Below are 23,770 nucleotides of genomic sequence, written 5' to 3' on the forward strand. Positions count from 1 at the left end.
ACAGCCAATGAAGGACTACATACCCTAAAAACTATTCGTTAACAGTAGCTTATTAACGCCCAATTAACGTGTGAGCAGCGCAAGCACTGAACCCAAACACTGCGCCATAAACACTAAATCCACCCCGAAGTGAGAGCGCCAAGCGTTGCGAATCACTGTTGAATTGTTTGTTATAACTCAGTTTCATCGATGTACTCGATTTGCTTAGTCACAGAAGCTGCTACAACTATTGAAAAAACAACGGCGATTGAAATTCTAATAAACGTAGATGGAATGATAGATTGTGTAGAAATGATAAATGGACCAGCGAAACCACCACATATTGCCCCTACATAAGCTCGCCTTCCACTCCATTTCATCAGCGAACCACATTCAACACAGCGATACTTCGTCCAATGAGCACTGAAAAAAAACCAGCTACATGCAACATTTTTCTGGCACTTGGGACATTGTCTAGATTTCATAATAGCCTCGTAATATTAACCTAAGCTGATATGAGACTACCCAACTCAAGAAACATCAAACCTTCTGGTTCAGATTTCGAGTGAGTTCATGAGTTATAACGCCAAATTAAGGTGTGAACAACGCTAACACCTCACCTAAAGCATTGTGCCATAAACACTAAACTAGCTTGAAGTGAAAGCGCCGAGCGTTGTGAATCACTCTTAAATTTCTTGTTATGCTTCTGGATTCAAGTTCCAAGCTAACAGTTTTCGGCGTACTCACCGATTTGAACGATAACTTTTTCTAAAATGGATAAATACTCATAGTTAGCTGTGTACTTGGTCTGAAAACCATAGTCAGCTTGAAGCGCTTTCACATACTTTCTTTGTTCCTGACATCGTTCAGACATCAGTTTGTATAGTGTGTTTCGGTTTTCAACTACTTTTGCATACTGAGTTTTCAATTCAGACAACTCATTTTGTGCTTCTTTCAACTCCCTAGTAAGATGTTTGTTATCATTTTCAAATTGAATTTTATACATCTCTAAGTTTTTAGTTGCTAACTCTAGGTTTTTCTTATCCAACTCAGTCTGAACATTGTAATAAGCAAGACCGAGCCCAAAGACAAGCGCTCCGATAACAAAGCCACCAATCCAAAATTCTTTAGTCCCGATTCCTTTCAAAACATCCTGAATACTAGGAGCACTTACTGCCATAGTTATTCCTTACTTGTTGAGAAGCATAACGCCGCATTAAGTGGTGAACAACGCGACCACCCAAGCCTAAACCTTGCCACTTTTAGCACTAAAGCTGACCTAAGCTGAAATTGCCAAGCGTTGAGAATCCGTCTTAAATGCTTGTTAGTTGAATTGTTTCACCGCTCTACACTTGGGAAAAGTTGAACAACCCCAAAACTGTTTACCTATATTTTCACCACGCTTGGTTTCACGCAACACCATTTCAGAGCCGCAACGGGGACACTGATTTGAGCTAGCTTTGGATGTGACAACTTCTTTAACATGTTTACGATGCTTTAAATCCGTAATAACTCCGCGCTTTAACTTTATCTGGTTTATAGACTCAGTTAACCGAGCATAATCCTTGTCAGAGAACACTACCTCGTTAAATTGCTGAATGTATCGAATACTTCCTCGAGCATAGGTAACGTTTGGAGGCATTTCGGTTTTAAAGGTACTTTCGCCGATGAAAACAATAACTGAATGCAAGTGCTCTTCACTGCAACCTAGCAAGGTTTCTAGAGCTTTTATGTGCTTGTAATTCTGATGCAGTGGATTTTGAAATTTAGAGGAATGACGGTAAATCTTTTGTGTCCACTGTTTCTGGCGAGCCGAGCCAAATATCCAACCTTTCATATTCTTAGTTTCAACGACAAAGATGCCATATTTAGAAACCACAATATGGTCGACTTGAGTTGTACCATCGCTAGTCGGCAACGTTACGTCTTTTATTAGCGTGTAGTCAGACTCTGGTAATTTGGACAAAAGACGGTTCACGAGAAACTCACCGAATACACCTTTTAGCCACCTACTTTTGAAAACGCTAACAATGAGCAATAAAGGCACTAGATACCAGACTTGCGCAAGCACATTAAGAAATGCTTCAAAAATATTCACGGATTTTCCCTATTCAACTAACGCCCTGCTAAGTGGCTGACAACATAACACAAAACGTAAACAAGCCGCCGTAAACGCAGAACAAACTTTGAAGTAAATTCGCCGAGCGTTGGCAGTCCGTCTTAAGCAGTTTGTTAGCAGTATTTTTCTAAATGACTCCATCTTTTTCGCACGCTATCTGTCAACATAAGCTTAAATTCATACCCAAGGTCATTTTCACGAGTTACCTCAAAGCCTAAGCGCTGGTGAAAATTTATTGAAAGCCTGTTATTTCGAAGGACATTACTAACAAGAATTTCCACATTGTTTGAATTTAGAAAACGCGCCAATTGAGCAAACAAGGACATAAATACAGCTCTATTTCGATGTTCGGGATGTACTACGAACATCGGCACAAACCATCTAGTGGGTGATAGCTCTCTTAAAGTGAAATAGCCCCGAAGCATGTGCTTATTTCTGCATTCGAACAATAAACCATCAGATACAGCATTTTCTAGTGAACTCAGGTAGGCAAGCTCATCTATAGGTCTTCCGGCATCCTCCGAAATAGATTTCAGAGTAAGAAGATCTAGCTCAAGATATTCGTTCATATAACTCCATACTGCTAACGCCCTGCTAAGTGGCTAGCAACGCATAACACGATACTTAAACTAGCCGCCGTAAACACTATACCTGACTAGAACTAAAATTGCCGAGCGTTGATAGTCCGTCTTGAGCAGTTTGTTAGCTGCTACGCAGAAGGCTGCGTTTTTCACCCAAGTGCCTAATTTGAAGTACATTATTGGTTTTGAATGACAATGCTCATTGGACAGCTCGCAAACCAAAACACAATTGATGAAGCATGCTTGGCAGAGAATGCTTTCGAAGAAGCCTACTACCAAGTGCGCTAAGCAAATTTAGCTGAGGCAACATTTCAACACCCAAGAAACCACGCCAAAGAATTAGACAAACACACCACTCCAGTAAGCTGACTTTGGTTAATTCAAGCACTTTTCGAACAGTGCCACTGGCGAGATAGTTTGCGGCCTGGGACTATCAAGTGTGAAGTTAGAGCCCCACATTCATGAGCACTTAAGCCCCTAGTTTCTTTAAATACTAGCTAACAGCTATTAGCCAGAAAAAGTCTGTAAACTGTTACAGATTCTATCTATATAGCCTTTGTTTAAGTGTAACCATATCTCATTTATTTGAAAACTAACAGTAACTTAGCTTGGTATTCCTTTCGCCTGATGCGCAAAATATAGAACATATCTATATAGTAGAAAGCTCTATGGCAAACTAAGGGGTATGTATATTTAAACAGGTAACAAGGGATGTCCAATTCACCTTTTTTAACCTACGTTCGTGAGTATATGCTGGGTAGAAACTATGCGCTTCGAACCGTAGATGCATATGTCTACTGGATTCATCAATACGTACTGTTTCACGACAAACAACACCCCAAAGAGCTGAACACCAAACATGTAGAAGACTTCTTAAGCCACTTAGTTGCACAGAAAAGTATCGCGAAAAAAACACAGAGCCTAGCACTAAATTCATTGGTTTTCCTATACAAGGAAATCATCCAGCAACCTGTTGATCTCGATATGCAATTTAGGCGGTCAGACAAATCTCGCAAGCTCCCTACAGTCTTAACTCCATCAGAAATAAGAAAACTGCTCTCACACTGTGCACCCAAGTATAAACTCCCCTACCAGTTAATGTATGGCTCTGGGTTACGATTAATGGAGTGCGTTCGCCTAAGGATACATGATATAGATTTCGAGTATAAATCGCTGCGAGTTTGGCAAGGTAAAGGAGGTAAAAACCGAATTGTTACTTTAGCGCCTGAGCTATTTTCAGCGATAAAACTACAGCAGCGAATTTCCTCTGAATTTTATCAGCAAGATATGTGTAACCATGCTTTCTCGGGCTGTTACCTGCCTGAATCTCTGGCAAGGAAATACCCAAATGCAGAAATGAGCTTGAATTGGCAGTACCTGTTTCCTTCTGAAAGATTATCTTCAGACCCACGTAAAGAAAGCGTACGCCGACACCATATCCACCATACTTCCCTACAAAAACACATTAAGTTAGCCGCAAAACAAGCTGGGATCGAAAAAGACATATCTTGCCATACGCTACGACACTCTTTTGCAACCCACCTTCTCGAAAGCGGGGCAGACATAAGAACCGTCCAAGAACAATTAGGGCACTCAGATGTTAAAACCACTCAGATCTATACCCACATTATTGATAGAGGAGCAAATGGTGTTAAGAGTCCGCTTTCAAATCTTCTCAGCTAAATAGCTAGTATTAAAGTTGATTTGATCGAAAAAGCGAGCACTTAGGCTCGCTTTTTTTATCTGATTTCGATTTTGATTACAGCAGTTCTACCGACTGTTGAGCGATTACGAATTCTTCGTTGGTTGGGACAACCATAGCGACCGCTCCTAGCAATTCAGACTTAGCAATAATACCGGCGTTACCAAAGCGCGCATCTTCGTTGCCTTTTTCATCTTCAACAAAACCTAATAGTTTAAGGTTGCTTAAGATTTCACGGCGGATATCTAACGAATTCTCACCAATACCACCAGTAAAGATAACGGCATCTAGACTACTTAGTGGAATCATGTAAGAGCCAATGTATTTTGCTACGCGGTAGGTGAAAACGTCGAATGCTAGCTTAGCACCTTCATGGCCTTCAGCCATCGCTTCAAGAATACCACGAGCATCTGAAGTTAAGCCTGAAACACCTAAGAAACCAGATTTCTTATTAAGCGTTTCGAATACTTTCTCTTGGCTCCAGCCTTTCTTCATTAAGAACTCGATAATGCCTGGATCTAGGTCACCAGAGCGCGTACCCATCATTAGGCCTGCGAGTGGGGTAAAGCCCATTGACGTATCAACCGATTGACCATTCGCAATCGCACATACAGAAGCGCCATTCCCTAAATGCACAGAGATAAAGCTTGAATCTTCCACTCGCTTACCAAGCATTTTTGCCGCTTCACGGCTTACAAAATAGTGGCTAGTGCCGTGGAAACCGTATCGACGGATACCATATTCTTTGTACAGTTCGTTTGAAATAGCACCAGTGAATGCTTTTTGTGGCATTGTTTGGTGAAATGCAGTGTCAAAAACAGCGAACTGAGGAAGGCTTGGGAAAGCTTGCATAGAAGCTTCAATGCCTTTGGCGCCTGCAGGGTTGTGGAGCGGTGCCAGATCAGACAGATTTTCAATTTCAGCTAACACTTCATCATTGATACGAACAGTAGAAGTAAACTTCTCCCCGCCATGTACGATACGGTGACCCACGGCAACTAAATCTTTGGTGAAACCAAGAGCATCCATCAATGCAACAATGCGGTTGATCGCGTGCTGATGATGGTTATCTGGAGCATCAATTAACTCTTCGGATTTTTCACCGTTGTATTTCCAGCTAATGACTGCTTCAGGCAAACCAAAGCATTCACCTAAGCCACTGACGATTGCATCACCAGACTTAGAGTCAATTACAGCAAATTTTAATGAAGAGCTACCAGAGTTAATGACCAACACAAACGAGTTCGACATGGATTTGTTCCTGTTTCAGACTGTGAGTTTTAAGCGCTACGCTTCTATATTGTTGTTGCACTCATTATTCAATATTTTTTGAATCTTTCAACTTTTATTAGTCTTTTTCAACAAATCAAACAAACTTTTGTTGATCTATCGCAATAGTGGATTTATTTCACCCTGAAAAATTAATGTTATTTTTATTACTAAGCAGAACGCACTACACTTTAGTTACGTCTAGTCGTCGTTGGCATAATCAAACTGGGCGAATAAAAGGTTCAAAAATACTCATTGAGAGGTAGATTTGTTTACGCTAGCAATCAGTTTTGTACTCATTGGCCTTTGTTTGCTTGTTGCAGGCTTAAAAACAGCGACAAAGATCTGTAAACAAACCAAACATGCTGGTTGGCGCTGGTTGTATGGCCTAATTCTTAGTTTTGTCGTTGGTTATTCAATCGTACTGCTCTCGTTACTCACAGAGCAAACCATCAGCCCAATCTTGCTCGGCTTGAGTTTGATACTTTTCTGCGGCAGCATCTTTGTTTACACTGTAGTCTCTTACAGTCTCACCACTATTGTTCAACTAAAAACCATTGTCAGAAAAGAAAAGTATAATGCTCTACATGATCCTTTAACCAACTTGCCCAACCGTAAACATTGCATTGAGACACTAGACTTGCTCATTGAGCACAACAAACCTTTTGATCTAATGCTGCTCGATATAGTGAACTTCAAGCAAGTCAATGATGGAATGGGGCATTTCTGTGGTGACCAGCTTTTGGTACAAATTGGTCAACGAATTAGGTCTCTTCTTGAAAAAGGAGATTTTATCGCTCGTATAGGAGGAGATGAATTTATTGTCATAGTACCTCACAGGGAAGAGTTAGACATAAAATATGCGGCCAAAAGAATCAACCAAGAACTACATCCTCCCTTTTCAGTCGATGGCTTTGAGTTAACCACCAGTGCCAGTATCGGTATTAGCCAGTTTCCTTCGCACGGCTTAGATGCTGAGCAAATGATTAACGCTGCTGATATTGCCATGTACTGGGCAAAAAAATCTGGGCGACAATTCGCAATCTATAACGATAAAATGAGCCAAGGTGCTAGGCGCAAATTGGAGATTTCGAGAAATATCGACAAAGCGTTAAGTGACCATGAGTTTCAGCTCTACTACCAACCCATCCTCTCCGCTACGCATGGTGTCGTATGTGGCTATGAAGCGTTAATTCGTTGGATCACAAAAGATGGGGCCACTGTCAGTCCGATAGATTTTATTCCTGTCGCCGAACACAGCAATAAAATAACCTCAATCACTTCTTGGGTTTTAGAACAAGTAACGAAAGATATACAAATATTTAAAGCCCAAGGACTCCAATATCCGGTTCACGTTAATCTATCAGCAAAAGACTTAATGGGCTCCAAGCTTCAAGAAAAGCTCTTAAAATTGATTGAATCCAACAAAAGCATCACGCAACACATCGTGCTTGAGATCACAGAAAGCACCGCGATAAACCGTTTGAGAAGCCCTGAAGCGCTATTAGAGAGTATTCGTAAGCTTGGATTTAAGATTAGTTTAGACGACTTCGGTACAGGTTATTCTTCTCTGTCACTACTTCGTGATCTTCCTGTAGACCAGATTAAAATCGATCGTTCGTTTTTGTACAAGTTAGCAATGAACGAACGGAACATATCGATAGTATCTAACGCTATTTCCCTTGCTCATGGACTAGGTTATACCGTCGTTGCAGAGGGTGTAGAAGATCAGCAAGTACTTGATATCTTAAAAGGCCACGATTGTGACTTTGTTCAAGGCTTCTACTTTAGCCCTCCTCTAGCTCTTCACAGCGTGATTAACTGGACTTTACAGCATAATCCCCCCGTTATTTCTGAGCTAGCCAAAGTCAACTAACACACTAGATAGCAACAGCCCGCGTCGCGCTTCTTTCATGGTCTGAGCACAGAGTAATATATAAAATCAATTACTTAGCGCGGTCATATAAACTCTTCCAATTCATGGCAAGACACACAAATAAAAAAAGCTAATGTAACAAGCCATTACACCAATATCTTATTGATATTATTGAGCATATCTCAGTTTTAACATTTTAGTTTCTTTTTCAAACACATTTTGAACTTTCAATTTAAAGTCTTCTTATCGTACAAACACGAGTAAAAAAGCCGATTTAAGGCTTAATGATATGGACTTTATTATGAAAAAAACGATTTTAGCGGTTGTTATCGCATCAGTTTCTGCTTCTTCTTTTGCGGTTGAGCTTTACAACAACGACGGCACAACTTTCTCTATCGGTGGTCACGTTTCGGTAAACGTAAACGATTCTGAAAAAGGTGATGCGGATGTTGGTACTAACTCTCCACGTATCAACTTCAATGCAACCCAAGCTCTAGGTAACGGTTTTACTGCTGACGCTAAAGGTGAATGGGCACTAAACTACCTTAACGGTGGTGAAAATGCATTCACGACTCGACTAGGTTACGTTGGCCTGACTCATGACTCTTACGGCCGCGCGGTGGTCGGTACTCAGTGGGCACCATACTACGACGTAGCAGGCGTGGCAGATATGCCAATTGCGTTCGCAAACGACTTTATCTACGACAACCACGGTGCACTAGGTACAGGTCGTGCTGACAAAATGGTCAGCTACCGCAACGGATTCGACTTTGACCAAGCGGGTGAACTGTCTTTCGGCCTTGGTTGGCAAGGTACTAACGACGAACAAGTTGAAATTAACGGCGCTAAGTCTGGTATCAAATACGATGACCGTGTACAAGCTGCTTTAACCTATGCAATTGCCGGCGCTCAACTTGGTTACACCTATAACACAGGTGACTTTGTTCAAGACAACTCAACCAAGAAAGAGCAGGCTAAATCTCACCTAGTTTCTGCCAAATACGGTACTTACGGTAAAGGCATCTATGTAGCGGGTGTATATGCATCTAACGAGTACATGAACAATGATGGAAGTACGACAGCTAAACTTCTAGAAGAGAGCACAGCATACGAAGGTCTAGTCTCTTACGCGTTCGAAAACAGCCTAAACCTGATTGTGAACTACGAGAAGGTAGAAGGTAAAGAAACTAAAACATCTGATAAAGGTATTGCACGTGAAGAGGCGGCTCTACAAGCAGAGTACAACTTCTCTCCTAAGTTTATCGGCTACACAGCTTATCAGTTTGACTTAAACGATAAAAATAACCGCGATACAGATAACAAGTGGCTGATTGGTGCTCGTTACTACCTATAAGCTTTAAAAGCTGTCCAAACTGCTGACTTCATTTCAGCGCTGCCCACCTTTTTTAATGGTGGGCTTTTTTTGTTGCGAGTGCTTTAAATTAAGGGGCAAAAGTAGTAAAAAGATCCTACGCATCTCCGTACTAGCGTAACGACTCTGTTTTAAGGAATAGCTATGAATATTGGCGCGGTCTCTAAACTTACCGGATTATCGAGTAAATCAATCCGCCTCTATGAAGATAAGGGCTTGATTACTGCTCCACTACGCAGTGAGTCAGGGTACCGTGAATACTCACAACAGCACGTGCAACAGCTGAATCTTATCTCTCGCGCAAAAAATGCCGGATTTTCATTACTAGAGTGTAAAGAATTCGTCCATTTGGCTTCTAATCCAAACCGTAAGAGCAGCGAAGTCAAAGCTAAAGCCAAAGAAAAGCTCCAAGAAGTAAAAGTTAAAATCCGTGAGTTGAAAGAGATCGAAAAACAGCTCAAAAGCTGGGTAACTGCCTGCCCGGGTGATGCAGGAAGTGATTGTCCGATTATTGAAGACCTGATCAAAAAAGAATCATGAACTTAATCGTGAAAAAACCTTAGCATTAGAGCTCTTATTGTTCGAACTAAGATTAATGGTAGGTACACATTCGCTTACCACCCACCTCAATAACATTAAATGGTGTTTCGTAGATACTCTCAAGAATGTCGGATTGAATCACCTCATCAACACGCCCCTGAGCAACCACCTTCCCCTTTTTAAGGGCGATAATTTTGTCTGAATAGCACGCGGCAAAGTTAATGTCATGAATGACCACCACAACCGCTTTATTCATCTCATGGGCCAACCGCCCAACATTGCGCATAATTTGCAAAGAGTGCTTAATATCGAGGTTATTTAATGGCTCATCCAAAAAGACATAATCAGTGTCTTGCGCCATTACCATTGCGATGAAAGATAACTGTCTTTGACCACCACTCAGCTCATCTAAAAATTTGTGCTGAATCTCTACCAAATCTAGGTACTCAATCGCCTTATTGATAACCAGGTGATCTTGCTCGTTTAGCTTACCTTGTGAATAAGGAAAACGGCCAAAGGCAATCAACTCTCTAACCGTAAAACGCATAGTGATGTTGTTTGCTTGACGAAGAACAGCCAACCTTTTCGCTAGCGCTTTGGTATCCCACTGACTAAGTGCTTTACAATCAATCAGAACCTCTCCTGCATCTTTACTGACCAAACGGCTCGCCATAGAAAGTAAGGTACTCTTGCCCGCTCCATTGGGGCCAATGATTGATGTAACTATGCCTTTTTCGAACTCTGCACTGGCTCCATCAACCACCTTGGTTTGACCGAATACTTTGGTCAGGTTTTTCATTGAAATCATAATAGACCTACACGATTTTGTTGCGCAGCAGCATGGTTAAAAAGTAAATACCGCCAACGAAGTTGATCACCACGCTAATGGTGGTTGAGAAGCCAAATACGTTCTCGACTATCCATTGACTACTGAGCAAAGACGCCACCGAAATCAGTGAAACACCAATAAGTAGCACTTGATGCTGATACGATTTGAACAGTTCGCGCGTGAGATTAGTGACAAGCAGGCCAAAAAACATTATCGGCCCGATCAATGCTGTCGAAATAGCAATTAACGCCGCGCTAAGCACTAACACTTGTAGGGTAATTTTTTGGACGTCGATACCCAGGCTTGTTGCGTTGTCTTTATCAAGCCAGAAAACATCCAGAACGCGATGTAAACGATACAAGACAATGCTTATTACGATTAATATGGGGGCGCAGTAGTACACTAACTCTACCTTGACATTGTTAAAACTGGCAAACATGTTGGCCTGAACAGACGCAAAGTCATTTGGATCCATCAACATAACAAAAAAAGAAGAAATACTGCCAAATAACTGCCCAAGTATGACCCCAAGCAGCAGCAAAACCATAAGGTTCTGATGCTCACTTCTAAAGTAGAAGCCAAACAAAAGTATTGAGAAAGCCAACATCACGACAATAGAAACACTGAAGTTAAAATAAGCGTTCAGAGCAAGACTACTCATTCCGCCAAATATTACCACCACCAGCACTTGGGTAAACATGTACAGAGAATCAAACCCCATGATGCTTGGCGTTAGTATACGATTATGAGTAATGGTTTGAAAAACAAGTGAAGACTGTCCAATGGCTATACCCGCAATCACCATAGCAAGTACTTTGGGCACCCGACGGGATAAAAAGTACTGGTAGTTATCAGCGTTGAGGCCAATACCAATGAATAGAAAGCAAAACGCAATTGCGATAACGGCAAGCCCAATAAGTTTGGTCCTATCAAGCATGCTTTTGTCCCTTAAGAATAAAGAAGATAAACACCGTACCACCTAAGATACTGATGATGGTAGAGATAGGGATTTCGTATGGGTATATAATTAGGCGCCCGACTAAATCGCAGCACAGCACAATTAACGCCCCTAGAATGGCTGTCAAGGGTATGTTTTTACGCAGGTTGTCGCCAAAGAAGCGGCTAACAAGATTGGGAACAATCAAGCCTAAGAAAGGTAACATGCCAACAATCATTACCACCGTTGCCGACATTACCGAAACCAGTAAAACACCAATAACTAACACTTGTTGGTAGTTCAATCCAAGGTTCGTGGCAAAGTCTTTACCTAAACCTACTGCCGATATCCTTGCCGCATACAGGTAGCTGAAAATTGCCACTGGGATGGCAATATAGAGTAACTCATAGTCACCCTGTAATAAGTTGGCAAAGTTAGCCACTGTCCAGCTAGACAGGTTTTGCAAAGCATCGTATTTGTAAGCGATAAAGGTAGCTAGAGAGTCAACAACATTACCAAAAATAATGCCGATCAAGGGGACGAAAATGGCGTTCTTAAACTGAATCCGATTAATAAACTGAACAAACAACAGCGTGCCTGCCATTGACACGCCAAAGATCAGCCATAGTTGCTGGCCATTACCAAACACGACAAGGCTCAACACATATCCCAGCATCGCACATTCAATCGTGCCGGAAGTCGAAGGAGAAGCAAATCGGTTCTGGCTGATTTGCTGCATAATCAAACCTGCAATGCTCAAACCAGCCCCCGCAAGTAGCACAGCAACAAGTCGAGGAATTCGACTGGCCCAAAACAAATGCCAACTATCAGGTTCACCTGCCAATAAAGACGCAAGGTTTAGCTGCCCTACTCCAACAAACAGTGACGCAATACTCAGTACAATTAGCGCCAGCAATAATTTCTTCACTTACTTTTCTCTTCAGCGCAAAAGCCTCAAGCAACATGTGCTTGAGGCCTATGTTTATAATTCTTATCTTGTTCAGTTAGACGTTGTGGCTAAGTTCACATCATCTATCATTTGCTCTGTAGCACGCATACCTGCAATGGAAAGGTACCAAGCGTTAATATCTAAGTAAGCCAATTTTTTTTCCTGATAAGCGTTGGTTGCTTTAACGAGGTCATTTTCAAAGTCTCGTTTAACCGTACTCCCCTTACCTTTGTTAATCAGAACGTCTTTGTCGATAACAAGTAAGGTTGACGGATTCTTTTCTCGGATAAACTCGTAAGATACGAGATCGCCGTGACGACTTTCTTTAATCCCTTTTACCGTCTCTTTGAAGCCGAAATCTTTGTATATTGCAGAAAAACGCGATTGCGCACCAAAAGTCGTGATGTTACCTCCAGCACTCATTACAGTAAGCGCATCAACTTTATTCGCTTGGTTGAATGCACGAATTGCCGTGAACTCTTTATCTAACTGTTCGATCTTCGATTCAACAAACTCTTGCTTATCAAATACTTCACCAAGATTACGCCATTGTTCTTGAGTACTTTCCCAGTAGCCTTTATTGGAATCAGCGGCGAATACGATGGTTGGAGCGATTTCAGACAGCTCTATGTACTTTGGTGCTGCTCGAGAACCCACAATGATCAAGTCTGGCTTTTGAGTATAGATGGTTTCAAAGTCTGGTTCATGCAGGCTACCTGCAGAAACGAACTTGTAATCACGGTATTGGGCAAGGTAGTCTGGGAACATGCTCACTGTTGATAGCGCGACTGGCTCAATACCAAACGCCTTTACAGTATCTAACGCGCCCAACCCAATCACGACCACTCGCTCAGGGCTTGATTCTAACTTGGTTGTACCTTGGGCGTGTTCAATTTCGACCATTTTCGCATTAGCGCCTAATGCTAATAATCCTGTGGCTAATGCCAGTGCAGACAACTTCATCGTGTCACTCCATAATCACTAATGAAATCCATTATCATTTAGATTTATGGTTGTGTCATCGCTAATTTACGTTATTTACACAGTTAGAATTGATGTGAAGAAGAATTCAAGTAGCTACAAACACAAAAGGAGCGAACATCGCTCCTTTGGTATTAAATATCTTGTGCCCTAGAAGAAGTCTATCGATGAGCGGCCATTACCTGCTTTTGGGGTTGCCTTTTCTTCGTTGCTCTTGTTCTGTTTCGCTTTACCTGCTGACGGTTTGCGACTTTTAGCTGGAGCCTGCTTAGCCGCATTGTCAGCTTTTTTGAGCTTATCTTCTGGTTCAGTTACAGGCGCATCACATACAACCACGTAATACTCTTGGTTAAACTCAAAAAAATCGCCATCGTATAGCTTACGACGTTTACGAGTCTCCAACTCTCCGTTTACTGCGACGTAGCCCTCAGCAATAAGGTGCTTTGCCTCACCACCCCCACCGACTAGATTGGCTATTTTAAATACTTTATATAATTCAATTGGTTGCGAAGACACCTCAATACCAATCGCTTCAATTTCAATCTCTTCGCCATGTTCGTAGTCTTGATCCATTACGATGCCTTATGGTCATTTTTTAACAAAACAGAGAGTCTAATCTCAATATCTCGATAAATAAACTAAAGTTAACAATAAGTATAAGATACAGGTAAGGTTTGAACGTGGTGAGATGGCCGTTTCTTCTTTTGGTTTTTCTGAACAGTGCCGTAGGGGCTTATCATCCGCCCACCAGTGTCGTTGTGTATGGAGATGACGCCTACCCACCTTATAGCTATATAGAAAACGGAGAGGCAAAAGGTATTTATACCGACATCCTTAATGCAGTATTTAAAGAAATGCCAAGCTATCGAGTCAAGATAACCCTTGTCCCTTGGAAACGCGGACTTAAACTCCTAGAAGTGGGGGAAGGGTTTGCGCTTTATCCCCCTTATTACTACACCGACAAACGCCCGTACATTTTTCCCTACTCAAGTCCAATTTTAAATGAAGAGGTGGTTGTATATTGTCAGCCAGATAGCGTAATGAATCGCTCATTAGAGCATTGGCCTTCAGACTACTTAGGATTAACGATCGGCATCAATGAAGCGTTTGCTCTTGGAGGCACAGAGTTCTGGGACGCGGTTAAGCAGGGAAAAATCTTCTTAAAAGAAGCAAAAGGCAATCGTGCTAACATCCTCAACTTATATAAAAATCGCACTGATTGTTATATCAATGATAGGCTGTCTATTCTGTGGGAGATCAAGCTCCTCACGGAAGAGGGAATGGTCAGACCAAACTGGACGCTCACCTTGGGTACATCAGTCGGTGGCGAACAAGGTTATTTAGGGTTTACCAACATCACAACAAATCGTTACCCCTACAAAGATGATTTTATCAAGCAATTCAATCAGACTTTAGAAGAACTTAAGAACGATGGCACGGTCGAGCAAATTATGTCTAACTATCTTCAAAATCAAGAATAAAAGCTTACCTCTCCTTGGCCGAAAGTAATCCGTTAAGTTCATTTCATCGATAGAATTGAATAGGCATCTTCTGTTCGCCATTAAATCAGAGGCTTCTTAGCTCAAGTATGTATTGCAAGATTTTCAAGTAAATCGACAAAAGTTTGTGCACTCTGTGAGCAATCGTTAAAAATTTTCATACGACGCGTTAAAAACGCGATTTAGCGGCTAGAGATCAAAACTCAATTGCTGTATTACTAGCATGATAAGTGATTATAAGAACATTAAAGATCACGCAATAAAAATAAATCAACGGCTAATCAGGTATGTACATCTTCAATGGCTCATTCGATTGACAGCGTTGCCTTAAATCCAAATCTGTCCTTAGTTTCCGAGATTGAGGAAGAAATTGTAGATAAGATAGAGTCCTCGGCTCTCGGCCTAACTGGTGCTGAGCTAGATGATCTTATGAATAACCATTTTCGTCATATGATTGATGTCCTCAATGATGGCATCTTCTACATGACGGACAGCGACAACGTCTGCTTTTATAACCCTTCATTCTACTCTCGTTTTGGCATTGAGTCCGGACAGACTAACTTACAAACATGGTTAGACCTTGTGCACCCTCAAGATCAGTTATCGTTGGGAACACGAGTCGGCGAGCATATTCAAGAAGATGAGTCACGCGTTACAGTCCAATATCGTATTCGTTGTACCAATGGTCAATATATATGGTTAGAAGGCACTGCTGTCACTAAAACCGTCAATGGACAACGCTTCATGATCGGCTGTCATAGAGATATTTCTGATAGAAAATTGATGGAGTCTTACGTACAGCAGTCCTCTTTTCGCGATGGCTCATCTGGGTTGTCAAACGAACAAAAGCTTGCAATGGATCTCGATAATCTCAAGTTGATCACCGATGAAGCTCATCATTTGATGTATATCCAACCTGGGGTAACACGATCTTACCAAACACTTTACGGTTCGCAAATAATGCGCAACCTTCTCTCTCATTTAACGAAGATTCTCGGCGAGTTTCCTGAGCAGTTTGTCGACATGTACCGTATTCAATCGCATGATTTTGCAATCATTGTTCGTGGTGAATACGACGAAGCGTCGCTAGTCAAATTAGCAAAACGTATTAGTCAAGCCTATGCGGACGCCGTAAAAAGCATAGAGTTTCTGTACGCAGATGAAATTAGTATTGGGATCTACCCGAATATTCCATCTGAAACAGCTACCGATGAAATTGTTAAAGTCGCCGCGCAAACATGCCAGTTCGCCACCACACAACCAGAACCGCACATTCGCGTTTATACTACGACCACTAAAACTCAAGTAGACCGACACTTTTATATTGAACAAGAACTGGGCAATGCTATCCGTAATCGTAAGTTGTCTGTCAAGTTTCAACCCATCGTTTGCTGCAGATCTGAAAAAGTGGCCAGTTTTGAAAGCTTAGTTCGTTGGCGCAGTGAAACAATCGGAGAGATCTACCCCGACGAATTTATCACCGTTGCAGAAAAAAAAGGCCTCATTAGTGAACTGGGTTATTTTGTTTTTGAGCGAGCCTGCCGTTTTATCAACAAATACCAGCAAACCCACAGTGACTCTATCAAAGTCAACGTCAACGTCTCTGTGCTCCAACTTCTCAGTCAACAATTCCCAGATAATGTGAAGAAAATGACCCAAGAGTATGGTGTTGACGCCAATGCGATTGTACTTGAACTGACTGAAACCATTATCCTTGATGATAATAAAGACGCAATAGCACAACTTAATAGACTTAAACAGCTAGGGTTTCAATTATCGTTAGATGATTTTGGTGCAGGTTATAGTTCGCTCAATAGCTTTTTTGACCTGCCACTTTCGCAGATTAAAATCGACAAATCGATCGCGTGGCGTTCACTTGAAAACCCGGTAACCTTTGAATACCTCTCTTTTATTACTAAACTTTGCAACTCTTACAATATCGATATTGTCATTGAAGGGATTGAAGACGCAGCGATGCAACGCGTATTCACAGACATGGGAGCCGCTTACCTTCAAGGCTATTGGTTCGCAAAACCTCTTTCAGTGGCCAGCGCTAGCCACTATACAAAAATCTAATTCCACGCCATCTTATTTCTGAGACTCATTCACCCAATTCATAATTCTATTTGACTAATTAACTCTAGTTGTAGAGAATTCATACAAATTTATAAACCAGTTCATAGGCCTCGCAAGGTTCGCGAAACAAGGCTTTGGTGTACTAAGAAGCCATTCTTCTTATTCAAGGAAAGATAACACACTGATAACGTTATAGATTATCGTTATTATTGAACACGGAAATATTTGTTTTTCTTGTTTCTGGAGTACAAAGTGTCTTATTCATTACGTAGTTTGATCGGTGCAGCACTCTCTGCTAGTCTGATTTTTTCACCCGTTGTTAACGCTTCTAGTAATTCTGCGTTGTGGTTTGAGCATACTGATATTCAGATGCCGACCAGCACCAAAGTTGCTCAGCTAAATAACGGTCTGCGATTTGTTGTATTGCCGACCACCCGCAACTCAGATGAAGTGTCTCTACGCGTCCGTATTGGTTCGGGCTCAGCGCAACAGTCACTTGAACACGACGCTTCGGCTCGCCTCGCGGCGCAGTCTTGTGTTGAAAGTAGCGACTGGAAAGCTTCAACCGAACTAGAACAGACTGTATTTAGCTTAGATCTAGCGCATGCTGATGAAACATCTATTGAAACTAATCTTGCTGCAATTCGACAAGGCTTAGTTCGCCAGTCAAGCAGTAATGGGTTCAAGAGCAAATTTTATGTCCCTCAGAATACGACAGTCATTATTACTGGTGGTGTAAACACTAGGCAAACAATCAAATTGATCCAACGCCAGTTCTCCGATTGGGTGAAAACTCCAGTTTCACTCAAAGCTCAAGGACACGGTGTTGACTTAGATTCTTATCTTCAGTCAGAGTCAGCCAATGACACTAGCTTCGCCGTGAGAACGTTGAAAACGCTGGCAGACGAGCAAGACAGTAAACTTCACCGCAAAGAGATACTACTCACTACTGTCGCAAACAAATTACTAGAGCAACGTATCCAGAAGGCGCTTGAGCAACAGCAGTCCCAAGCAAAAGTGACAGTCGACAATGAAGTGCTTTTCGATCACCGTGTGCTGTCTCAAGTCCGTGTGACCGAAATGTCTGCCGATGAGAAATCAGATGCCGAGAAGCTGGTCGAGACAGAAATCAAACGCGCTATTGCGACCGGATTCACTCAAGTTGAATATGAAATGGTGGTTAGCCAACTGCGCGAACAACTCCAGCGTCAAACTCGTCAAGGTAGTGAGCATTACGCAGCTGAGCAGGCAGACCGCCTAGTAGCAGCGATCAGTTTAGGCACAGTTTATACAGAGCCATCTTATGATCTCGATTTGCTTAACTTCCACGTTGCTCACCTAAACGAGTACGATGTGAGTAAAGAGTTCGAGAAAACTTGGTCTGCGGAAAAGAGCGTATTTTTGTAATTTTCGCTCATCCTAAAGTAAAAAAACCAGTCGATTAGTGACTGGTTTTTTGTTTTGTATAAGCTAAAAGGTAGAAAGACTCACTAAGTGTTGGGTATAACTCTGTTGCGGATCAGCAAACATTTGTTGAGTTTCACCCTGTTCCACGATCTCACCTTGTTTCATCACAATTGTGTAGTGACACAAAGAGCGCACTACATTCAAATCGTGGCTGATAAACAGGTAAGTGAGCTGATATTTTGCTTGCAAGGACTTTAGCAAATCCAATACTTGAGCTTGGACTGTTCTGTCTAACGACGAGGTCGGTTCATCAAGTAGTATAAATTCGGGTTTTAGAATAAGGGCACGTGCTATGGCAATTCGCTGCCTTTGTCCTCCTGAAAACTCGTTCGGATATCTGTGTCTTGTTTCTGGGTCGAGGTCAACTTCCACCATCACTTCGCAGATGCGTTGATCAACTTCTTGTTCACTTAAAGTTTGGTGTACCCTAAGTCCTTCACCAATCACCTGAGCAACAGACATACGAGGATTGAGCGCTGAAAATGGGTCTTGAAACACCACTTGCATCTTACTCCGGTAGGGCAACATAGCTTTTCTGTCTAAACCTTGTAGTTCATTGTTTTGATAAGCAATAGAGCCCTCGGATTTGACCAGTCGCAAAATAGCCATACCTGTAGTAGATTTACCCGACCCACTTTCACCAACCAAGCCGATGGAATGCCCTTTCTTCAACTCAAAGTTCATGTTGGTAACGGCTTTGATATGGGACACAACACGTTTGAAGATACCGCCAGTAATGGGAAACCAAACACGTAGGTTACTCACATCAAGTAAAGGCGACGTTTGCTCACTGACCTTGACAGGTAATCCTCTAGGGTCAGAGTTAATCAGCTTGTGTGTATAGTCGTGGACCGGAGAGTTAAATATCTGCTGACAACTTCCCGTTTCAACCAAACTGCCATTCTGCATTACTGCAACACGGTCAGCGATACGTTTCACTATGCTCAAATCATGGGTAATGAACAGCATCGCCATACCCATTTCTTGTTGCAGGTCTTTCAACAAATCGAGTATTTGGGCTTGAACAGACACATCTAGCGCAGTTGTTGGTTCGTCAGCAATCAGCAGTTCCGGTTCGTTAATTAACGCCATAGCGATCATGACTCTCTGCCTTTCACCGCCCGACAATTCATGTGGGTAAGCGACAACTTTATGCTCCGGGTTGCGAATGCCAACTTTAGCTAGCCATTCAATCGCAAGTTGTTCGGCGGCTCGTTGTCGCAGCCCGCGGTGAATTGCCAACGTTTCAACCAACTGTTTACCAATCTTGTGCAGCGGATTGAGCGATACCATCGGCTCTTGGAAAATCATACCAATACGCCTACCACGAATCCCTCTCAGCTGCCTTTCAGAGCATTGAAGAATATCAACGCCATCAAAATCGATGCTACCAGACAAATAATGGGATGCACCTTTAGGCAGTAATTTTAGAATTGAGTTTGCGGTTACCGATTTGCCAGAGCCGCTCTCTCCGACTAGAGCGAGCGTCTCGCCTTTTTTTATCGACAGCGACACATCATTGGTTACTTGCTCGACTTGTGTTTGACGGCCAAAGCCCACTGATAAGCCGTTAATGGTAAGTACAGTTTCTGACATGGCTATCTTCCTTGATGGTGAGGGTCAAATGCATCGCGCACGGCTTCACCGATAAACACCAGTAAAGTAAGCATCACAGAGAGAACGAAAAATGCCGAGAAACCAAGCCAAGGGGCCTGTAGATTAGCTTTGCCTTGCGCAAGTAATTCACCCAAAGATGGTGATCCTGCAGGTAAGCCAAAACCCAAGAAATCAAGCGAGGTTAAAGTGGTAACCGAACCTGATAAGATAAACGGCATCATAGTCAACGAAGCAACCATAGCATTTGGTAACATATGACGGAGCATAATACGTTTATCAGCCACACCCATCGCTTGTGCTGCGCGGACATAATCAAAATTGCGACAACGTAAGAATTCCGCTCGGACGATGCCCACTAAGCTCATCCAGCTAAACGCCACCATAATACCCAGCAGCCACCAAAAGTTGGGCTCAACAAAACTCGACAAAATGATGAGCAAAAACAGTGTTGGCATCCCTGACCAGACCTCTATAAATCGCTGACCAAATAAGTCTAACCAACCTCCATAGTAACCTTGCGTGGCACCGACCGCTACACCAATCACACTTGAGACAATGGTTAACACGAACCCAAATAGCACTGAAATACGAAAGCCGTAAATAACACGCGCAAGGACATCTCGGCCTTTATCATCAGTTCCAAGCCAGTTAACGTCATCGGGTGGAGAAGGCACTGCGCCACCGATGTTGTAATTAATAGTATCGTAGCTAAATCGAATCAACGGCCAAACGATATAACCTTTCTCCTCGATAAGCTCAATAACATAAGGGTCCGTATAATCGGCTTCCGTTTCAAATTCGCCACCAAACTCAGTTTCAGCATATTGCGTGACTACCGGGAAATACCATTGGTTGTCAAATTCCACTAACATTGGTTTGTCATTCGCAATCAGTTCGGCGAACAAGCTCATTATAAACAGCAAACCAAATAGCCACATGGACCAATATCCACGTTTGTTGGCTTTAAATCTTAGCCAGCGAGCTTCGTTAAGAGGGTTGGCTCTTTTTTTCTTGAACAACATTAACGCGCCTCAAAGTCGATTCGCGGATCCACCCAAGTGTAGGTAAGATCAGAAATAATACTCAGGATCAGGCCAAGTAACGTCATGATATAGAGCGAGCTAAACACAACGGGGTAGTCTCGTTGTATCGTCGATTCAAAACCCAGTAACCCAATACCTTCAAGAGAAAACATCACTTCGATTAGCATTGAGCCAGTAAAGAAAATACTGATGAATGCCGCCGGAAAGCCAGCAATAATAATCAACATAGCGTTACGAAAAACGTGCTTATAGAGAATGTCTCGCTCGTCTAACCCTTTTGCTCGTGCCGTTACAACATACTGCTTGTTCACTTCATCAAGGAAGGAGTTTTTAGTCAGCATGCTTAGAGTGGCAAAACCACCAATAACCATTGCTAGTATTGGCAATGTTAAATGCCAAAAATAGTCAACGACCTGCTGATACCATGTCAGTTGCTCAAAGTTACTAGAGACTAAGCCACGCAACGGGAACCAACTAAAATAGTTCCCGCTTGCAAATAGTATGATCAAAATGATGGCAAACAAAAAACCTGGAATCGCATAACCGACAATAATGACAGCGCTCGACCAAATATCAAATCGACTACCGTGATGAATCGCTTTTAAAATTCCCAAAGGAATTGAAATCAAGTAGATGATCAATGTGCTCCACAGCCCGAGAGAAATAGAGACCGGCAATCGCTCTACAATCAGGTCGATCACACTGCCCCCCTTAAAAAGGCTATCGCCAAAATTAAAGGTGACATAGTTCTTCAACATGTCAAAATATCGCTCATGCAACGGTTTATCGAAACCAAACTGCTTTTTTATCTCTTCAACGACTTCTGGATCTAAGCCTCGTGAGCCTTTGTAGCCTGTTGCCGATGCTTCCTCTACGGCAGCGGTATCTGCTGAGTTGCCGCCCCCTGTAATTCGGCTCATCAAGCCCGACTCTAGCCCTTCCATTTGAGCAATAGCTTGTTCAACTGGACCACCCGGTGCGACCTGGATAATAAAAAAGTTAATAGTGATGATCGCCCACAAGGTGGGAATAACCAGCAGTAGTCGTCTAAAAATATATGCAGCCATCAGAGCCTCTGTTAACGTCGTTTCTCAGGTAGCATGGCAGCTTTCTCTTTTGACACCCACCACGTATCAACGCCCAAGTCATATTCGGGGCGAATCTCTGGTCGTTCAAACTTATCCCATGTCGCGACTCGATATTTGCTATAATGCCACTGTGGAACCATATAGAAGCTCCATTGCAAAACTCGATCGAATGCGCGGCCAAGGGCTAACAACTTGTCTGGGTTTTGCTGATTATCCGCAATCGCCTGCGTTAAATAGTCCACAGCGGGGTCGATAACGCCTGCGGTATTGTAGGTTGAATCGATAAATTGAGAGTTCCAAACTATCATCAGACTCGAACTTGGGTATGGGTTGGCAAAATATCTCGATGAGACCATGTCAAAATCACGATCGCGCAACCTTTTTATGTATTGAGTACGGTCAACCGTGCGGATTTTCATATCAATCCCCATCGACCTAAGGTTCTTCTGAAATGGAATCGCATAGGTCTCGACATTAGGGTTGAATATCAACAGCTCAAAGCTCATTGCTTCACCCGTTTTAATGTTCGTCATAACCTTGTTTTTCAATTCCCAACCTGCTTGCTTAAAAAGTTTGAACGCCGTGCGCATCTGGCTACGAATCCGACCAGAGCCATCTGTTACAGGGGGTTGATACTCTTCGGTAAATACGCGAGGTGGAATTTTATCTTTAATCGGCTCCAGCACTGTAAGTTCAGCTTCTGACGGTAAGCCTACTGACTCATATGTGGTATTTTGGAAATAGCTACGCGTCCGACTATTCTCGCTATAAAACAGGTTCTTATTCATCCATTCAAAATCGAGGGCATAATTAATGGCTTCGCGAACTTTCGGGTCTTTGAAAACTTCAGTTTGAATGTTAAAGACAAAACCATTGGCCTGCTGCGGTTGTTGATGTGAAATCTCTTCTTTCTTGATGTAACCCTTATCGAAGTTCACTCCAGTGTAGGAGTTCTCCCAAAACTTTGGCTCGCTCTCAATACGAAGGTCAAACTCGCCCGCCTTGAATGCCTCTAGCATCACGGTATCATCACGATAATAGTCGTATTGAACCTGTTCAAAGTTGTTACGACCAATATTGACAGGAAGATCTTTTGCCCAGTAATTCTTGTCAAGGGTATAAGTGACACTCTGGCCCGGCTTATAATCGGTGATTTTATACGCACTGCTTCCTACCGGAGGCTTATTCAGTGGCTCAGAAAACTTCTTATCTTGCCAAAAGTGCTTAGGTAACACACGAGTAGACTGGGCGAAACTAAATAGCTTTTCTCTGTCAGGTTCAGACATCTCAATCCGAACCACATAATCCGACTTCGCCGTCACCGATTTAATTGCTTTGTAATAAGAACGATACTGAGGGACACCTTCCGTCATAAATTTTTCGAAGGTAAATGCCACATCATGAGCGGTGATGGGCACCCCATCTTGAAAGCGCGCTTTGGGGTTAATATCCAGTTCAAGCCACATGAAATCGTCGGAATAGCGTACATTACTCGCGATTAATGGGTAGTACGCATCAATCTCGTCACTCGGGGAGTACATCAGCGTATCGTAAAGCTGGCCACTTCCTGCGGCAGGCACACCACGTGATGCATAACGGTTAAAGTTGTCGTAAGTTCCCATCTGACCATAAGTCACTTTGCCATACTTGGGCGCATTAGGATTGACATAATCGAAGTGAGCAAAATTTTCTGGGTACTTAGCTTCGCCAAACCCTACCAATGTCTTCGTTTCGATAGTTTTGGCGTAAGCTGCAAAGCTCGCACTCGCGGCAATCAATCCGCTCAGCGCAAGACGAGTCAGCATCTTCATATGCTCTTCCTTCCTTGGTCATCCAATCGTTCTAA

The 23,770-nt window shown here is 42.5% G+C and carries 20 protein-coding genes; 7 read left to right on the top strand and 13 right to left on the bottom strand.

All coding sequences use genetic code 11. The annotated features are described in order from the left end of the window. Positions 1-703: 703 nt before the first annotated feature. From APB76_RS18190 to APB76_RS18200, 3 genes are all read right to left on the bottom strand, one after another. Positions 704-1,159 (bottom strand): hypothetical protein, encoded by a 456-nt coding sequence (locus APB76_RS18190; RefSeq protein WP_054963658.1) that lies wholly within the window; start codon positions 1,157-1,159, stop codon positions 704-706. A gap of 144 nt (positions 1,160-1,303) precedes the next feature. Next, positions 1,304-2,077: an NERD domain-containing protein gene (locus tag APB76_RS18195; protein WP_054963659.1), complete on the bottom strand. Its 774-nt coding sequence runs from the start codon at positions 2,075-2,077 to the stop codon at positions 1,304-1,306. Between the two features lie 134 nt (positions 2,078-2,211). Beyond that, complete coding sequence (locus tag APB76_RS18200) at positions 2,212-2,667, bottom strand: GNAT family N-acetyltransferase (protein WP_054962229.1); 456 nt, start codon at positions 2,665-2,667, stop codon at positions 2,212-2,214. A gap of 723 nt (positions 2,668-3,390) precedes the next feature. Here APB76_RS18200 and APB76_RS18205 point away from each other — a divergent pair. Further along, positions 3,391-4,362 (top strand): integron integrase, encoded by a 972-nt coding sequence (locus tag APB76_RS18205; RefSeq protein ID WP_049843034.1) that lies wholly within the window; start codon positions 3,391-3,393, stop codon positions 4,360-4,362. Positions 4,363-4,438: 76 nt separating this feature from the next. Here APB76_RS18205 and APB76_RS18210 read toward each other — a convergent pair whose 3' ends face one another. Continuing rightward, positions 4,439-5,632: an acetate/propionate family kinase gene (locus tag APB76_RS18210; RefSeq protein WP_054962230.1), complete on the bottom strand. Its 1,194-nt coding sequence runs from the start codon at positions 5,630-5,632 to the stop codon at positions 4,439-4,441. Between the two features lie 286 nt (positions 5,633-5,918). Here APB76_RS18210 and APB76_RS18215 point away from each other — a divergent pair, with 286 nt between their 5' ends. The 3 genes from APB76_RS18215 to cueR all read left to right on the top strand — a co-directional run bounded on the left by APB76_RS18215 (position 5,919) and on the right by cueR (position 9,438). Continuing rightward, positions 5,919-7,526: a putative bifunctional diguanylate cyclase/phosphodiesterase gene (locus tag APB76_RS18215; protein ID WP_054962231.1), complete on the top strand. Its 1,608-nt coding sequence runs from the start codon at positions 5,919-5,921 to the stop codon at positions 7,524-7,526. A gap of 301 nt (positions 7,527-7,827) precedes the next feature. Beyond that, positions 7,828-8,880 carry a porin gene (locus tag APB76_RS18220; protein ID WP_049843434.1) on the top strand — a complete coding sequence of 351 codons (1,053 nt, stop codon included), beginning with the start codon at positions 7,828-7,830 and terminating at the stop codon, positions 8,878-8,880. 162 nt (positions 8,881-9,042) lie between these two features. Next, on the top strand, positions 9,043-9,438 hold the full coding sequence (gene cueR / locus APB76_RS18225) for a Cu(I)-responsive transcriptional regulator (RefSeq protein ID WP_049843037.1): 396 nt from the start codon (positions 9,043-9,045) through the stop codon (positions 9,436-9,438). Between the two features lie 52 nt (positions 9,439-9,490). Here cueR and vctC read toward each other — a convergent pair whose 3' ends face one another. From vctC to APB76_RS18250, 5 genes are all read right to left on the bottom strand, one after another. Next, entirely contained in the window at positions 9,491-10,246 is a 756-nt protein-coding gene (vctC, locus tag APB76_RS18230; RefSeq protein ID WP_054962232.1) for an iron chelate ABC transporter ATP-binding protein VctC, read from the bottom strand. A gap of 7 nt (positions 10,247-10,253) precedes the next feature. Further along, entirely contained in the window at positions 10,254-11,204 is a 951-nt protein-coding gene (gene vctG, locus APB76_RS18235) for an iron chelate uptake ABC transporter permease subunit VctG (RefSeq protein ID WP_049843039.1), read from the bottom strand. Continuing rightward, positions 11,197-12,132, bottom strand: a complete 936-nt coding sequence (gene vctD / locus APB76_RS18240) for an iron chelate uptake ABC transporter permease subunit VctD (RefSeq protein WP_054962233.1) — start codon at positions 12,130-12,132, stop codon at positions 11,197-11,199. The genes vctG and vctD overlap by 8 nt, the downstream gene beginning before the upstream one ends. 72 nt (positions 12,133-12,204) lie before the next feature. Further along, positions 12,205-13,116, bottom strand: a complete 912-nt coding sequence (locus APB76_RS18245) for a siderophore ABC transporter substrate-binding protein (protein WP_054962234.1) — start codon at positions 13,114-13,116, stop codon at positions 12,205-12,207. A gap of 168 nt (positions 13,117-13,284) precedes the next feature. Next, entirely contained in the window at positions 13,285-13,707 is a 423-nt protein-coding gene (locus APB76_RS18250) for an RNA-binding S4 domain-containing protein (RefSeq protein ID WP_054962235.1), read from the bottom strand. Positions 13,708-13,817: 110 nt separating this feature from the next. On the opposite strand from APB76_RS18250, the gene APB76_RS18255 reads away from it, so the two are divergent. The 3 genes from APB76_RS18255 (at position 13,818) to APB76_RS18265 (ending at position 18,116) form a co-directional block, all read left to right on the top strand. After that, a complete protein-coding gene (locus APB76_RS18255) occupies positions 13,818-14,615 on the top strand; it encodes a substrate-binding periplasmic protein (protein ID WP_074181732.1) in 798 nt (265 codons plus the stop codon). Positions 14,616-14,933: 318 nt separating this feature from the next. Next, complete coding sequence (locus APB76_RS18260) at positions 14,934-16,709, top strand: EAL domain-containing protein (RefSeq protein WP_054962237.1); 1,776 nt, start codon at positions 14,934-14,936, stop codon at positions 16,707-16,709. A 252-nt stretch (positions 16,710-16,961) separates the two neighbouring features. After that, the gene (locus APB76_RS18265) at positions 16,962-18,116 is read left to right on the top strand and encodes an insulinase family protein (protein WP_054962238.1); all 1,155 of its coding nucleotides are present in this window, start codon (positions 16,962-16,964) and stop codon (positions 18,114-18,116) included. Positions 18,117-18,179: 63 nt separating this feature from the next. Here APB76_RS18265 and yejF read toward each other — a convergent pair whose 3' ends face one another. From yejF to APB76_RS18285, 4 genes are read right to left on the bottom strand one after another with little or no spacing between them, the layout of a single operon-like run. Then, on the bottom strand, positions 18,180-19,772 hold the full coding sequence (gene yejF / locus APB76_RS18270) for a microcin C ABC transporter ATP-binding protein YejF (protein WP_054962239.1): 1,593 nt from the start codon (positions 19,770-19,772) through the stop codon (positions 18,180-18,182). 2 nt (positions 19,773-19,774) lie between these two features. Beyond that, complete coding sequence (locus APB76_RS18275) at positions 19,775-20,815, bottom strand: ABC transporter permease (RefSeq protein ID WP_049843047.1); 1,041 nt, start codon at positions 20,813-20,815, stop codon at positions 19,775-19,777. After that, entirely contained in the window at positions 20,815-21,903 is a 1,089-nt protein-coding gene (locus APB76_RS18280) for a microcin C ABC transporter permease YejB (protein WP_054962240.1), read from the bottom strand. The genes APB76_RS18275 and APB76_RS18280 overlap by 1 nt, the downstream gene beginning before the upstream one ends. Positions 21,904-21,914: 11 nt before the next feature. Continuing rightward, entirely contained in the window at positions 21,915-23,735 is a 1,821-nt protein-coding gene (locus APB76_RS18285; protein WP_054962241.1) for an extracellular solute-binding protein, read from the bottom strand. Between the last annotated feature and the right edge of the window lie 35 nt (positions 23,736-23,770).

The sequence above is a fragment of the Vibrio bivalvicida genome (assembly GCF_001399455.2).
Taxonomy (GTDB): domain Bacteria; phylum Pseudomonadota; class Gammaproteobacteria; order Enterobacterales; family Vibrionaceae; genus Vibrio; species Vibrio bivalvicida.